Source organism: Yinghuangia soli (assembly GCF_021502675.1).
Classification (GTDB): Bacteria; Actinomycetota; Actinomycetes; order Streptomycetales; family Streptomycetaceae; genus Yinghuangia; species Yinghuangia soli.
Genome location: NZ_JAKFHA010000071.1, coordinates 1 through 13,479 on the forward strand (window position 1 = coordinate 1; position 13,479 = coordinate 13,479).

Sequence of the window (13,479 nt, forward strand, 5' to 3'; positions counted from 1 at the left end):
CCGCCGCAAGGGCGACGGCGTCTTCTGGGCGGTCAGCGCCGTCGCCCGTATGCACAACCTCGCCATGACCGGATGACGAACACGACCGCAGGTCAGACCCGTTCACGAGTTACGAGACAAGCTTTAGGCACGTTGCGGCGCCGCGTGCGATGGATACGACCCGTCTTCACCCCTATGGGAGTTGCTACCGTTCGCCGATCAAGATCCACCTGGGGAGCCCACGAGGGTAACGCCCGATGGAATAGTCTACGCGTTCGGCGTCGACTGGGTCATGAGGAACAGCCCGTTCAGCAGGCGTCCCCGTCCCCGTAGTACAGCGCGGCGAGCCGAGAAAGGCGGCGATGCATCTCCGCATCGTCGTCGAAGTCGAACGCCTCCCCTAATTCCGTGCGTGACGGAATCCGAATCGTGCGACATGGTTACCGCCTGCTGTCACGCGTCGTAGAAGTCCTCACTGGTGCCGACGCTGCGGGCGAAGGCCCGGCGAGCCGCGCAGTTGATCTCTTCGCAGAAGAACAACACCTCCGCTTCTGCGTCATCCGGTGACGCCAGCGCAGGGTGCTCAGCGAGGTTGTCCGGGTTGACCAGTGCCCTTTCGTACCAGTCGCGGCCCTGCAAAGTGAGGCCAGCCCGGAAGTCGATGAAGCTGTCGTCCGAGCACCCGCCGCCGATGAGGTAGGCAGCGGCCCATGCGTCCCAGCGGTACGCGGCGTCGCTCAGTTCGGTGAAGCAACGCTTGTACGCAAGGATGTCGTCCCGGCTCCGCGCCGCCAACACCTCCGTCAGCACCTCGGCCAAGGTGCAGCCCTGAGCGCAGGCCGACCGAGCCTAGCCGACGACCTGCCAGAAACTTGTCGATCTCCATGTCAGGGACTGTCCCATGACGGTAGGACGTGGGAAGTTGCGCCGATTGGGGACGCACGGCCTGGAGTTGCATCGCCTCGATCCCCGAAATCAACCGTCTCGAAGAGAAGCAAGACCGCATGCCGCTCCCCGAAGTCGGCCCACCACATTTCACCACGCCGCACACGTCCTCACGCCGCTCACGCAGTCGGCAGAAGGCGTGCAGAACCGCCGCAGAATCGGTCTGCCAACGGTCGGTATGGCACTTCTTCCGGGATCAATCGGAGAGATCCCGAGTTCGACGACACACGCGGCTACATTGCACAGCTGAGTTGCCGTCGAGGTTCCTCCTGGGGGTGGGGCCGACATGCGTCGCACAAGCCTGCGTCGACTGACGTCCACATGCACTGCGTTGGCGCTTCTCTTCGCGGTGGCGGCCTGCACGGGAAGCGGCGGCGAGGATCCGGTCCGGCCAGCCGCCGCGTCGTCCGCGGGCGCGCCGGCCCAGTCGGGCCTCATCGGCCCCGAGGGCGGCACCACCAACGGCCCGGAGGGCATCACGGTCACCGTGCCCAAGGACTCCGTGGACCAGCCGGTCCAGGTGGTCGTCGGCAACCCTTCCACCGACGGCGATCAGGCGCCCGGCGGAGCGTTCCACTCGGCTGCCGTCAGGTTCGACGTGTCATTGGGCAACGGCCGCCAGCCGCAGCGGCCGCTGCGCATCCGCGTACCCCTCAGAGGCGCCACCCTGCCTCCCGGGGCGAACCCACAGCTGGCCCTCCTCTACGGAGCAGACGAAGCGGGGAAGTTCGCACTGCTGCCCAGCCTCATCGAAGGCGACAGCCTGGTCGCCGAACTACACCATCTCTCCCCGAAGTGGGTGGTCTACCCGAAGCCGAAGGGCTTCATCGACTCGCTGATGCACCCCACGGGCCCAGAGGACATCAACAAGCCGCGTCCCGTGAACTGCTCGACGCAGCTGACAGTCGGCGGGCAGACGTACCGCACCAAGGAATCACCGCAGGGCTCGGCATACGCATGCCTGCGCGAGGAGGGCGGGAAGCCGGTACTGCGCATCGTCAACAACACGTTGATCCATTGGTCGGTCGCCGCCACCACACCCGTCCAGCCCCGCTATGAGGAGTGGGGTGTCGACAGCAAGATGCTCAAACTGATCGCCGGAATACTCTTCCCGCATCCCGACACTCAGGGCTACGTGATGTACGCGGAGGACATCGCGCTACCGGTCGAGGGTTCCGCCACCGTTGTCCTGAGCAATCAGCCGAACACGTTCTTCGCCGAGGTGCTGTGGTTGGGACTCGCCAGCGTCGTCGGATACCTCAGCGGCGCGGGAAACAAGACCGCTTCCCTGGTCGAGACCGTGCTCGAAAGCCTGGAAGTTCTGGACTGCATCCGGGCAGCAGTCCATCTGCGGGACGATGTGTCGTTGACCGACGCTGTGTCCGAGACCATCACGATTCTCTCGGGCGAATGCGGACGAGCGCTTGCCAAGGCACTTGGCCTCGTCCTCCTCGAAAACCTTGACTTGAATCCGCTGAAAGGCGTGTTCAACCGACTGGTCACCCTCACCGAAGGAATCCAGGACGGTTCCAAGCTCGCGCTGAGCGGGTTCCAGAACGCTTACCAGAGCGCCCGCGGCCAGAAGATCACCATCACGGTGGAGAAGCTGCGCAAGCTGCCGGAGCGCTGCCGGTCCGCGTTCAACGAGCGTGGACAGGAGTTGACCGTGACGGTCATCAGCGGAACGGTCACCTGCACCGCAGCCACCACTGCGGTGCAGACATTCCTCGACATCCTCAGCCGGAAACGGATCCCGCCCGACCTCGTCCAAATGCCCCAGGGCTCCAGCGCCAACACGATCTTCGGCGCGTGGCACTGCGAGGGAGGCACCATCCCAGAAGACTTCCCCGACCGGACCGGCGTCTGTATGCGGAACAACGGTGCGAAGGGATGGGACGAAGTCGCCACCGACTACACGGGCCCCTTGGGAACCTCCACAGTTGCGTCGTGACACCGGTCGCGGCGCTCAGGGGGATGGGGCGGAGGCGGTGGCGGCGGACAGAGCCAGGAGTTCGGGGATGGTGCCGGTGAAGGTGTCGAACATGCGGACGGCGATGTTCCACGCCTCCACGTCGTCGCCGAGGTACCGGGCGGTCAGGGCGCGGGCTGCGGTGCAGGGTTCGGCGATCAGCTTGGGGCCGGCCCAGCCGACCGGCGGCGCCACGATGAAGGGCAGCCACCGGGCCGGTGGCCGGGCCGCGCTGAGGATTTCCTCGACCGTGCACATTGCGTGGACGGCATCGATCATCTGTATGTTCCGACTGATATCCGGAGTCCGGGCCCCGGCGGCACGGATGAACCGTGAAGTGTGCGCGCGGTCCTTGAAGAGCGGTCCGAGGGCGACCGCGTCGGACAGAAGGTCGTCCTCGACAGCCTGGGCAAGTGCCTCCCAGGGCAGGGTCCCGAAGCGCTCGACGTAGTCGGCCAGGACGCCGGTGGAATGGCGGGTGCCGTCGCTCAGCAGCCGGATGAGGCCGGACTCGTCGTCGGTGGTCGCAGTCGGGAAGCGGGCCCGCTCGAGCGCGTCGCGTGTCCCCGCCGGCAGTGTTGCCGAGTGGACGAGATGCTGGACCGCCAACCCGTCCAGGCAAGTGGCGACGGCGAGGATCACGTCGCCGGGCGCGTGGACGAGCAGGGCTGTGAAGGCCGCGCGGGCACCCTTGGGACGCGCGGCGGGAAAGGCGGCCGATTCGGTGTGCGGCCAGGGAAGAGGGCCGGGTACTTGTGAGGCGGCAGCGGGAAGTTCGGCAGCCGGACCCGGGAACGTGTCGAGGAGCGAATAGAGGGCGACCCAGGACGCCGGGTCCGGGCCGACACGCGCAGCGAGCCGGGCGAGAGCGTCCCGGGTCGCAGGCTCGTCCTCCGGCAGGTCGGACAGGACAAGGCGCGCCGGGATTGCCGCGGCCAGTGCGGCCTCCGGCGTGAAGTGGCCCTCGCGGATGCCCCGGCTGAGCGCCACCGCGAAGTGGCCCTCATGCAGGCCCCAATCGACCGCCACCGCGAAACCCTCAAAGGCCGCGACCACTTCGGGCTGCTGCAGGACCGCAAGCTCCAGTCGTGCCGCACTCCGCACGGCACTGATCAGGTCCTCACGGAACGCCTCCCTCGACAGGTCGGCCGGACAATCCGCCCAAGAGGTGAACCACGACAGCGAGTGGCCGCCGAACGGGAGGCGTTCGTGCTCGGCGCGGACGAGACTCCAGTCGAGTGGCGGTGTCTCGGCGGCGGGGTTCCAGCCGAATGCCGAGCGGGCGGTGATGACGGTGGCCAACGTCTGCGTGTCCGTCCACGCGTTCTGCACCCGGTGCGCGCGCAGGAAGGCGATCGGGTCGGCGGCGTCCGCGGCCTCCCTCAGCAGGCCGGGCAGCACGTCGTGCCCGAGGTCGGCCTCGGCCAGTTTCCACAGCTCCGGCGGACCGAAGCGCCGCGCGACCTCGATGCACATGTCCAGCGCGGCGGGGAACGGGACGTCTCTGGACCCCTCCGCCGCGGCGACCATGACAAGGTCCGGAAACGGATGGCCCTCCGGCACGGAGTGCCTGTTCGCCATCCCCTTGGCCAGGTTCTGGCCCAGCGCCCTGCGCTCGAACCACTTGGGATCCTCCGGATCGGCGACGCTCGCGAACACTGCCTCCTTCAAACCGGGGTGGTACCGGTCCATCGAGTACAGAGCGGCAGATGCCTCGGGGTGGCCGAGCCGGGCAGCGGCGAACAGCAACGCTGGATTCCACCGGCCTTGATGGTCCACCAGAGCCGACGATTCAGGGCAGACGGCGTCGATCACCCCGACCGCGTCCTCTTGCGGCAGGCGCAAGTCGGCGGCGAAAGCATCGACCAGGAGGTCCCGGCATCGCTCCGACAAAGGTGCGATCACCTGGGACGGCGCAATCCGCAGGGCGGTGATGATGGCGTGCACGCGAACTCCCCCATGGCCGTTGCGATCACCGCGATCATGTCAGCAGGGGACGTCGCCTCGTCGGATGAGGGGCGGGCCCGGCTGTGGGTCATCGGAATGCTCGATGCATCGCGATGGCGGAGGAAGTCCCTTGCTCCAATGTCGTATTCGCTTGGCAAGATCGCCAAATGACCCAAGCAGCATCGGGTTCGCCCGTTCCGCGTTTCTTCAGGCTTCGCTACGGCCGATCCACCATCGCCGGGGGCGTACTGGACGGTGCGAAGCTCGCACTGAGTGGATTCCAGAACGCATTCCAGAGCGCACGCGGCCAGCCATCGACGGCGCCGCGGCCACCGGCGTGATGCAGACGTTCCTTGACAGCGCGAAGTCCCAGGGCTCCAGTGCGCATACGACGTTCGGCAACTGGTACTGCTCGGGCGGCACGATCCCTGAGGACTTCCCGGTCCGGACCGGCGGCTGCGTACGAAACAACGGTTCGAAGGGGCGGGACGAAATTGCCGCCGACTACACCGGCCCCCTGGGAACGTCCGCAGTCGCGTCCTGACACCGCAGCGTCCGCAACTTGCCGCCGGGCAGATGGCGGGCGCAAGCACGCGCTTCGCTCTTGTGGGGGCAAGTTGGGGGAAGTCGGGGTGCGGGGTGGTGCGGCGGCTTATCGTCGCGAATGTCGTCCACAGGTTGGGGGCAGGTCGCGTGTTCGAGTTGGAGGAGTCGCCGAATATCGGGCGGCGGCCAGAGCTGGGAGCGTTGGCTGCGTGGGAAGTTCGCGTGGCAGCGGCGAACGACGGCTGGCCGGCGCTGGACCTGTGCGCGTGGTGGGCCGTACGGATGGCGATCTGGTCGCGGGCGCATCAGTCGGGCGTCGTACCGGACGACGACGGCGAAGCGCACCTTGTGGTGGTGCTGGCCGCGCTGGCGATGTACGACGCGGCGTATCGCTCGGGCTCGGAACGACCGGATCAAGTGCCCTTGGCGAATGCGGTGGCGGGTCTTTCGACGGACGCAACGGCACGAACTCTGGCGGGACGTACCGTGGTCGGCGACGGGAACCGCGGGCGACTGCGTCGCGCGGACCGGGCGTTCCTCGACATGGTGCTGCTGGACGAGGACAACGTCACATGGGAGATGCTGCGGCTTGGCGCGGTGGAGTTGCTGCGCGCGCACGCGCTGCACTCCGTGGAGGAAGGACTGCACGCCGACGCAGCGGTAGTCGCACCGCGAGATCGCGGCTGGTTCGGCAACCACGGGCTGACACCGGACTGGTACGGCAGGGGATTTCGGTAGGCGGAACGCCTAGCTGGTGATCGTGTCGATGAGGGACGCCCAGGCGGACTTGGGGACGGTGAGGTGACCTTGAGCGAGGTCCTTGCTGTCGCGGATGCCGACAGACGTGCCGAGACCTGCAGTCTCGATGCACTGCTCGTCCGTGTTGCCGGAACTGTAGGACGACTTGAACCACGTCGCGGTCGGCATCGGCGTGCGGTCCGTGCTCACAAGCGCTCCAGGGTGGACTTGATCAGTTCTTCGGATTGAGGGCGTGGAAGTGCTGCGCTCAGGACGCCCTCGAACACCTCGCGAAGAAACCGTACCCGTGCGGGATTCAGGATCAAGCGACTGCCTTCGAACGACGGCGCATAGCCCGCATCCGCACCCTCGTCGAACGAGAACACGCTGAAGGCCCCGTTGAGCCCGAGGTGAAGCCCCGCGGAGAAGGGGACGACCAGCACCGATACGTTCGGCCGAATCCCTACGTCGAGCACGTGCTCCAACTGCCGCCTCGCCGAATCGGCACCTACCGGCATGCGCTGCAGGGCAGCTTCGTCCATGACAAACGTGAAGACGCATCCATGGTCGGGATCGAGGAGCGCCGCACGTTCCATCCGCCGAGCAACGCGGTCCGCCAGTTGCTCCTCCGACTGTCGCAGCGGAGACAAAGCGAACAACGAACGTGCGTACGTCGGGGTCTGAAGCAAGCTGTGCACAACGTTCGGCTCGAAGGCACGGATAGCCGCGGCCTCGGCCTCCATGCGGAAGTACCAGTTCGGGTCCCCGACGGGCTCCTTTCCACTGGCCCTGTCCCACAGACGCAACAACGCCCGGTCGGCACCGAGTGCGTCGTCCGCCTGGAAGACGAAGACTGCGTTCAGCGGGCGATGGCCGCTCTCGTACGACGCCACTGTGTGCGGCGAACTCGTCGTCAGTGCTGCGAGTTGCTCGCGTGTCATGCCCAGCGCTTCGCGGCGATGGCGGATCTCGGCGGCCAAGTGCTCCAGCATGGCCCGCTGTTCGGCTGCCGGCAGTCCATGTTGGGTTTGCTGCTTGGCAGGCATCAGTCCCCCTTGCCGCACGGATTTGTGCGCGTGGGCCGTATCGACTCGTGCAGTTCGACTGCCCCTTGGCGGCCGGTTACCACCGTACGCACAGAGTGGTTGTCTGGTCACAGGAACCGCACAAACACTGCCGAGGGAGCCTGCCCGTGTCCGAACACAACGCCTCCGAAGTGCCTGTTGTCGGGAGTGTCGTCCGCACGATCTACGGCGACCGGCAGGTCATGGACGTCCTCACGCCTCCCGACCGCGAGCACGCCATGGTCTATATCCGGCCAGTCGGGGGCGGCCGTGAAGCCACCGTTCGGCTCAGTGAATGGCCGCGCGTCGTCTCGTCCTGATTCAACCGGTACGTCGTAGCGTGACCGGATGGTTCTCTCGCTTGTCGCCGCGGTGGCTGCCGCCTTCTTCTACGGAGTCGCAACCGTCCTCCAGGCCCTCGGCAGCCGCCGCGTGCGGCAAGCGGGTGACGGGGAGGGCCTGGACCCCCGGCTGCTCATCCGGGTGTTCCGCCAGTGGCCCTTCGTCGCCGGCACGCTGCTCGACCTCGCCGGATTCGCGGCGCAGTTGATCGCTCTTGCCGAGTTGCCCGTCTTCGCGGTCGAGGCCGCGCAGGCTGCGAATCTCGCGGTGACCGCGGTCGTGGCCGTCCCCTTGCTCGGCGTCGCATTGGGTCGTCGTGAGTGGGGCGCCATCGCCGCCGTATGCCTCGGGCTCCTACTGCTCGGGCTCTCGGCGGGGCATGAAGGACCCTCGAAGACCTCCGGCGAATTCCGGTACTCACTGCTGGCCTCGGTCGCCGTCATCGCCGTCTTCGGCATCTGGGCGGCAAAGCGCAGCGAACCGTGGCGGTCGCGGCTGCTCGGCTTGGCCGCCGGCTTCGGGTTCGGGCTGATCGCGCTGGCCGGCCGGGTCATCACCGATGTGGCCGTACGCGACCTGTGGAAGAACCCCGCGACCTGGTGCCTCCTGCTCTCCGCCGCGGTCACCCTGCTGCTGTACGCCACCGCGCTCCAAGGCGGCGCGGTCACCGCGGTGGCCGCCACGCTCGTGGTCGGCGAGACGGTCCTGCCCGCGGGTATCGGGATCCTCTTCCTCGGCGACCACTCCCGTCCCGGATTCGTGGTCGTCGCGGCGGCCGGGTTCCTGATCGCGGTGGCCGGCGCGATCGCCCTCGCCAAGTTCGGCGAGGGCGGCGACCCCGACCTGGAGCCCGCCGCCGCCGGCGCAACCGGCTAGACCGCCCCGATCACGCCGAACCAATCACGATCAACTCCCTTACAAGATACGACTGTTGGGCATGAGCGAGTCCTCCCTACCGAAGCCCGGCGTGCCTGATACTGAGGCGCGCGGCGCCATCGCGGCGTCCGGGGAGGGGCACAGCATGACGGACATCAGCGAGACGAGCGGACCCGGCGAAGGCAAAAGGAAGCGCTGGGTCCCGCCCACCGACGCGCACCTGACCACCGCACTCACCGCTTATGTGACCAAGCACGCCTCCGAGCTCGGCAACGAGTGGAGCAAGAAGCGCAAGGGCGAGCTGCCGAAGAAACTGGAGGCTCTGCCGGACCCCCGGCGCACGGCCTGGAAGACGCTGCTGGAGGCCTGGATCACCGAGCGGCTCCGCGCCTTCTTTGCCGAGTTCAGCAAGCACGGTCACGCGACGGTCGCCCAGGTCATCAAGGACCTCAAGGAAACGCAGTACGTCCGCGGCTCCATGGACGACGCCGACGTACACCCGATCGCCACCGAAGACACCATCCAGGTGTTCAAGAACTACTGCGACGCCACCCCGATGTTCATGTCGATCACGAAGGGCCTCGCCGCCCTGACCGCCGAGGTCGAGGAGCGGACCGCACGGTTCCGCGACCTGGAGCCGTGGCTCGACGAGCGGGTCCGCAAGCACACGGAGTCCTGCGCCGGCCTCCAGCCCTTGTGCGACGAAGCACGCGCCGCCATCGCCCTGGCCGACCAGTACAGGCTCACCGAGCCGCTGCAGCTGATCATCGAGCCTCTCACCAAGCACCACGGTCTGGCCGTGCAGGCACTCGCCTGCACGGGCCCGGCGCTGTGGGTCAAATTGGACGCGGCCCTGGGCGCCGGCTTCAAGCTCGCTGCCGTCGCACAGAAGGCCGAGGTGGAAACCGTCATCGGCAAGGCCATCGGTGACGCCGACACGGCGGCCCTGCAACTCGACGGGCTGCTCTGGCTGGTGACCGAAAGCGTCCTGGACACGCTCAAGCCGCTCGCGAAGATGACGGCGCAGGCCAAGACGGGCTACACGGAACTGGTGCAGCACTACAAGCTGCCGTTCATCAGGTGCCTGGGCACCATCGACGACCCCGCACTCATGAACCGGGTGCTGGCCCACTGCGCGCAAGCGGATGTACGCAAGGCCCTCAAGGCCAACTTCGCGGGGAACTGCACGTCGGTGGTCCTGTCCCAGGCCTTCCACGAACTGGTCGCCCACCGCAACTCGCAGGACGTGTGCCTCGCCCTCGCCGTCCCGGACACGCGGGTGATGATTCCCCTGCCCGGCAACGTCACGACGATCACGCAGATCGCCATCGGCGCGGTATGGCTGCCCAGGGCTTTCAGCGTGGGCGAGTTGGAAACCGATCTGCTGTGCCTCAAACACATGGTGGAGGAACTGGGGGTCGACCCGTCCCCCGGCAAGTGCACCGCCTACTTTGCGGAACTCGTCGCCGCGTGTGTGGAGGCCGGCCGGCAGTGGCGCCAAGCCGGGAAGCCGCAGACGTTCATTTGCCGGCCCATCCAGGGGGCCGTCGCGACGTGGAACATCAAGGTGAAGCTCGCCTACCGCCGGGCGCAGGTCTTCCATGTCGACAGCGGCTACAGCAAGGCATCCCCGTGGGTGAACCGCCAGGGCTGACCTTCGTCAGGCGCCCTCCGCGGTCGGCCGGTGGTGGACGTACTCCACCACCGTGCCGTCCGGGTGGCGCACGTTGAAGCCCGCGCCCGTCGGCACCTCCTGCAGCGGGAACACGATCTCCGCGCCCGCCGCCACGAGCCGGTCGTAGTACGGCCGCACGTCGTCCACGAGCAGCGTCCCGGTCGTGGACCGGAACGGTGCCAGGTCCGCTTCCGGCCCCTCCAGAAGCAGGAACGCACCGACCGTCGCGAGCCGCAGCGCACCGAAAGCGAAACGGGCGTCCGCAGCCACGCCCTGCAATTCCTCGTAGAAGCCGACCGCCGCGTCCAGTCCGCCCGGTGCCAGGAACACCCGGATCAGGACGCGCGGCTCGGCCAGCCCCGAGGAGTCGTTCACCCGCCGCCACACCTGTACTGCGCTTGCACCGCTCGCCACCTGCTGCTCTGTTTCGGTCATGGTCCGAGCCTGACGCGTCGGAACACCCTCGCCCAGGCCACGGTTTATGGGGTGACCAGCACTCACAGGAAGGCCGGGCATTGGACGACGAGGCTCTCCTGCGCCGCGAACTCGGAGCCCACCTGCGCGCGATGCGGGCCATCGTCACCCCGCGGGACGTCGGCCTCGCGGGCGGCGGGCGACGCCGCGCGCCGGGCCTGCGGCGTGAAGAGGCCGCAGCCCTGGCCGGGGTCAGCGTCGCCTGGTACACGTGGCTGGAGCAGGGCAGGGTCAGCACCTCCCGCCACGTCCTCGACGCGATCTGCCGGGCGCTGCTGATGCCCGACGACGCGCACCGGCACACGCTTGCGCTGGCCGGCTTCCTGCCCCGCGCCGCGCGTACCGCAGGCACCGCGGGCACCGATGCGGTCGCCGGGCACGTGGACGCCGCAACCCTCGCCCTCCTCGACGCCTGGACCGACACACCCGCGCCGGTCCTCGACGAACGCTTCGACATCCTGGCCGCCAACGCCGCCTACCGCAGCGCCTGGGGCGACCCGCAGCACCTGCCCACGCACCGCCGCAACCTGCTCGTCGCACTCGCCGACCCGACCCCAGCCCTGGCCCCAGCGCCGACGCCGACGCCGACGCCGGACGCTGCATACCGGATCGAAGACCCGGAGCCTCTGCTACGCGCCCTGTACGAGCAGTTCCGTGCCGCCACCGCGCACCTGCCCGACGACGCCCGGGCCGCGGAGATCGTCCGGCTGCTGCACGAAGTCCGGCCGGATGCCGAGCACTGGTGGCACTGCCGCGCGGTGTCGGAGTTCCGCCCGCTCACCGTCGAGCTCGCCGCCGCCGACCCGGCCCGCGGTCCACTCCAGACCACGTTCGCCCTTCTCCGCCCGGTCGCAAACGCCAGGACCCTCGTCCTCGTCCAGACCCCGGCGACCCCGCTCGTCACCGCTGCCTAGCCGCATCCGAACCCGGCACCCGCCACAGGCTCGACGCGGTGGCATCGCACCGATCGGCGGATCACTAGACTCGTGCCGCCAATTGCGGGGGGTCCTGGGGGTTTCATGCGCGTCCTGAACGAGCGCTACGAGTTGGTCGAGCCGATCGGTCACGGCGGCATGGGCCAGGTCTGGCGCGGGCGGGACCGGGAGCTGGCGCGGACCGTCGCGATAAAGACGCTGCCCGTCGAGCTGTCCCGGCAGGCCGAGTTCCGCGAGCGCTTCCAGCGCGAGGCCCGCGCGGTCGCGGCGCTGGCGCACCCCGGCATCACCGTGCTGCACGACTTCGGCCGCGACGATTCCGCCGACCCGGTGCCGTTCCTCGTCATGGAGCACGTCGACGGCTCGTCCCTCGCCGGTGTCGTACGCTCCGGACCCGTCCCGGTCGCCCGCGCCGCGGGCATCGTGCGGGACATCGCCGACGCCCTCGCGCACAGCCACGGCCTGGGCATCGTGCACCGCGACATCAAGCCGTCCAACGTGATGCTCACCCGGTACGGCACGGTCAAGGTGCTCGACTTCGGCATAGCCCGCATGCTGTCCGACACCGCGACCCGGCTGACCACGACCGGCGGGATCGTGGGCACCCCCACGTACATGTCGCCCGAGCAGGCCATGGGCGAGCAGGTCGACGCGCGCACCGACCAATACTCCCTGGGCTGCGTGCTGTACGAACTCCTCTGCGGCCAGCCGCCGTTCCTGGGCGACTCGGCGTTCGCGATCATGAACCAGCACTTCGTCAAGCCCGCATCGCCACCCTCCGGGACCCGGCCCGACGTGCCGCCCGGGCTCGACGCCGTGGTGCTGCGCATGCTCGCCAAGGACCCCGCGCAGCGCTTCGGTTCGATGGCGGACGTGTGGAACGCGCTCGGCCCGTACGCCGACACCGCGCCCGCGACCGACCGCCGCGGCCCCGCACCCGACCGGACGCAGGTACCGACCGTGCCCGGCCCGCCGACCCACCCGCCGGGCGCGCCGGCGACGTACCTGACACCGCCCGCGCAGCCGCCCACCTACCCCGACCCGTTCGGTACGCCGCCGCCGGGCATGGCGTCCGACCAGCGCCCGGCCTTCGACCCGCGGTACGCGGCGGAGCAGGAGACGCAGTACGGCACCGGCGGCGACACCTGGCACACCCCTCGGTCGCAGCCGCGGCCCGAATCCCCGCCCGGATCCCGGCGCGAGCCCCGGCCTGACCCCTGGTCGGAGTCCCGGCCCGAGCCCTGGACCGAGCCGCCCCGCGAGGCCACCCCGCCGCCGGGCAGCCGGGCAGCCGCGCGCCGAGCAGCAGCCCGGGCCCGGACGGAAGAAGAGGACGAGCGCCCGCGGGCGCGGCACCGCGGCCAAGCCGCGGCCGCCGCGCTCCTGGCCTTGGCGGTGGCCGCGACCACGACCATGAACTGGGTGTCGCTGGGGTCCGGCAGCAGCGTGGGCGGCGACGGGACCGAGCTGACCGGTGTCACCCTCGCCGGCGTACACCCATCTTCCGAACTCCCGCTCCCGGAAGACGCCAGTGCGTATACCGGGCTCGACAGCTACCTCGGCCAAGGCGTGCTCGCCGCGACGCTGCTGGCCGCAGCCCTCCTCGTCGCCGGGCTGGTGGTGAGCTCCCTCCTACGCCCGGCCCGGGCCCTGCTCGTCGTCACCACCGCCGCGGTGGTGGCGAGCATGGCCAAACCGTCGCTCGTCGTCTGGACTACCAAGGACGCCCGCGACGCCGAGCTGTCGTTCAACGCCGTCGACGCACTGTCGTTCACCGCGGAATCCGGCCTCATCGCGGCACTGTTGGTCTCGATCCTCGCCATGACGGCAAGCCAACTGGCAGCCGGGAAAGTGGGCATGCCCTAGGCCCTGTCTTCAATGTGGTTGGAGCCAGAGGAGTGTTGCGGCGAGGGTGACGGCTGCTTCGTAGGAGGTGGCGGTCTTGTCGTAGCGGGTGGCGATGCCGCGGAAGTGCTTGAGGCGGTTGAA

14 protein-coding genes and 1 pseudogene are annotated in these 13,479 nt (G+C 68.7%); 9 read left to right on the top strand and 6 right to left on the bottom strand.

Annotated features, from left to right (window positions below):
• Positions 1-432: 432 nt before the first annotated feature.
• Positions 433-789, bottom strand: a complete 357-nt coding sequence (locus tag LZ495_RS43145) for a DUF4240 domain-containing protein (protein ID WP_235058791.1) — start codon at positions 787-789, stop codon at positions 433-435.
• A gap of 466 nt (positions 790-1,255) precedes the next feature.
• Here LZ495_RS43145 and LZ495_RS43150 point away from each other — a divergent pair, with 466 nt between their 5' ends.
• Complete coding sequence (locus LZ495_RS43150; protein WP_235058778.1) at positions 1,256-2,875, top strand: hypothetical protein; 1,620 nt, start codon at positions 1,256-1,258, stop codon at positions 2,873-2,875.
• Positions 2,876-2,890: 15 nt separating this feature from the next.
• Here the strand turns inward: LZ495_RS43150 and LZ495_RS43155 are convergent, their stop codons facing one another.
• Positions 2,891-4,564 (bottom strand): hypothetical protein, encoded by a 1,674-nt coding sequence (locus LZ495_RS43155; protein ID WP_235058779.1) that lies wholly within the window; start codon positions 4,562-4,564, stop codon positions 2,891-2,893.
• A gap of 48 nt (positions 4,565-4,612) precedes the next feature.
• Here LZ495_RS43155 and LZ495_RS43160 point away from each other — a divergent pair, with 48 nt between their 5' ends.
• From LZ495_RS43160 to LZ495_RS43170, 3 genes are all read left to right on the top strand, one after another.
• A complete protein-coding gene (locus LZ495_RS43160) occupies positions 4,613-5,011 on the top strand; it encodes a hypothetical protein (RefSeq protein ID WP_235058780.1) in 399 nt (132 codons plus the stop codon).
• 169 nt (positions 5,012-5,180) lie between these two features.
• The gene (locus LZ495_RS43165; protein ID WP_235058781.1) at positions 5,181-5,384 is read left to right on the top strand and encodes a hypothetical protein; all 204 of its coding nucleotides are present in this window, start codon (positions 5,181-5,183) and stop codon (positions 5,382-5,384) included.
• A 149-nt stretch (positions 5,385-5,533) separates the two neighbouring features.
• Positions 5,534-6,124 carry a hypothetical protein gene (locus tag LZ495_RS43170; protein ID WP_235058782.1) on the top strand — a complete coding sequence of 197 codons (591 nt, stop codon included), beginning with the start codon at positions 5,534-5,536 and terminating at the stop codon, positions 6,122-6,124.
• A 9-nt stretch (positions 6,125-6,133) separates the two neighbouring features.
• Here LZ495_RS43170 and LZ495_RS43175 read toward each other — a convergent pair whose 3' ends face one another.
• Positions 6,134-6,334, bottom strand: a complete 201-nt coding sequence (locus tag LZ495_RS43175) for a DUF397 domain-containing protein (protein ID WP_235058783.1) — start codon at positions 6,332-6,334, stop codon at positions 6,134-6,136.
• On the bottom strand, positions 6,331-7,170 hold the full coding sequence (locus tag LZ495_RS43180) for a helix-turn-helix domain-containing protein (protein WP_235058784.1): 840 nt from the start codon (positions 7,168-7,170) through the stop codon (positions 6,331-6,333). The genes LZ495_RS43175 and LZ495_RS43180 overlap by 4 nt, the downstream gene beginning before the upstream one ends.
• Positions 7,171-7,316: 146 nt before the next feature.
• On the opposite strand from LZ495_RS43180, the gene LZ495_RS43185 reads away from it, so the two are divergent.
• The 3 genes from LZ495_RS43185 to LZ495_RS43195 all read left to right on the top strand — a co-directional run bounded on the left by LZ495_RS43185 (position 7,317) and on the right by LZ495_RS43195 (position 10,060).
• Positions 7,317-7,508 (top strand): hypothetical protein, encoded by a 192-nt coding sequence (locus tag LZ495_RS43185; RefSeq protein ID WP_235058785.1) that lies wholly within the window; start codon positions 7,317-7,319, stop codon positions 7,506-7,508.
• Between the two features lie 28 nt (positions 7,509-7,536).
• Positions 7,537-8,406 (top strand): hypothetical protein, encoded by an 870-nt coding sequence (locus LZ495_RS43190; RefSeq protein ID WP_235058786.1) that lies wholly within the window; start codon positions 7,537-7,539, stop codon positions 8,404-8,406.
• A 145-nt stretch (positions 8,407-8,551) separates the two neighbouring features.
• A complete protein-coding gene (locus tag LZ495_RS43195) occupies positions 8,552-10,060 on the top strand; it encodes a hypothetical protein (RefSeq protein WP_235058787.1) in 1,509 nt (502 codons plus the stop codon).
• A gap of 6 nt (positions 10,061-10,066) precedes the next feature.
• Here the strand turns inward: LZ495_RS43195 and LZ495_RS43200 are convergent, their stop codons facing one another.
• The gene (locus LZ495_RS43200; protein WP_235058788.1) at positions 10,067-10,516 is read right to left on the bottom strand and encodes a VOC family protein; all 450 of its coding nucleotides are present in this window, start codon (positions 10,514-10,516) and stop codon (positions 10,067-10,069) included.
• Positions 10,517-10,596: 80 nt separating this feature from the next.
• Between LZ495_RS43200 and LZ495_RS43205 the strand changes: the two genes are divergently transcribed.
• Both LZ495_RS43205 and LZ495_RS43210 read left to right on the top strand, forming a co-directional pair.
• Complete coding sequence (locus tag LZ495_RS43205; protein ID WP_235058789.1) at positions 10,597-11,469, top strand: helix-turn-helix domain-containing protein; 873 nt, start codon at positions 10,597-10,599, stop codon at positions 11,467-11,469.
• 105 nt (positions 11,470-11,574) lie between these two features.
• Positions 11,575-13,356 carry a serine/threonine-protein kinase gene (locus LZ495_RS43210; RefSeq protein ID WP_235058790.1) on the top strand — a complete coding sequence of 594 codons (1,782 nt, stop codon included), beginning with the start codon at positions 11,575-11,577 and terminating at the stop codon, positions 13,354-13,356.
• Between the two features lie 9 nt (positions 13,357-13,365).
• Here LZ495_RS43210 and LZ495_RS43215 read toward each other — a convergent pair.
• A pseudogene (locus tag LZ495_RS43215) lies at positions 13,366-13,479 on the bottom strand (IS5/IS1182 family transposase); the annotation flags it as partial.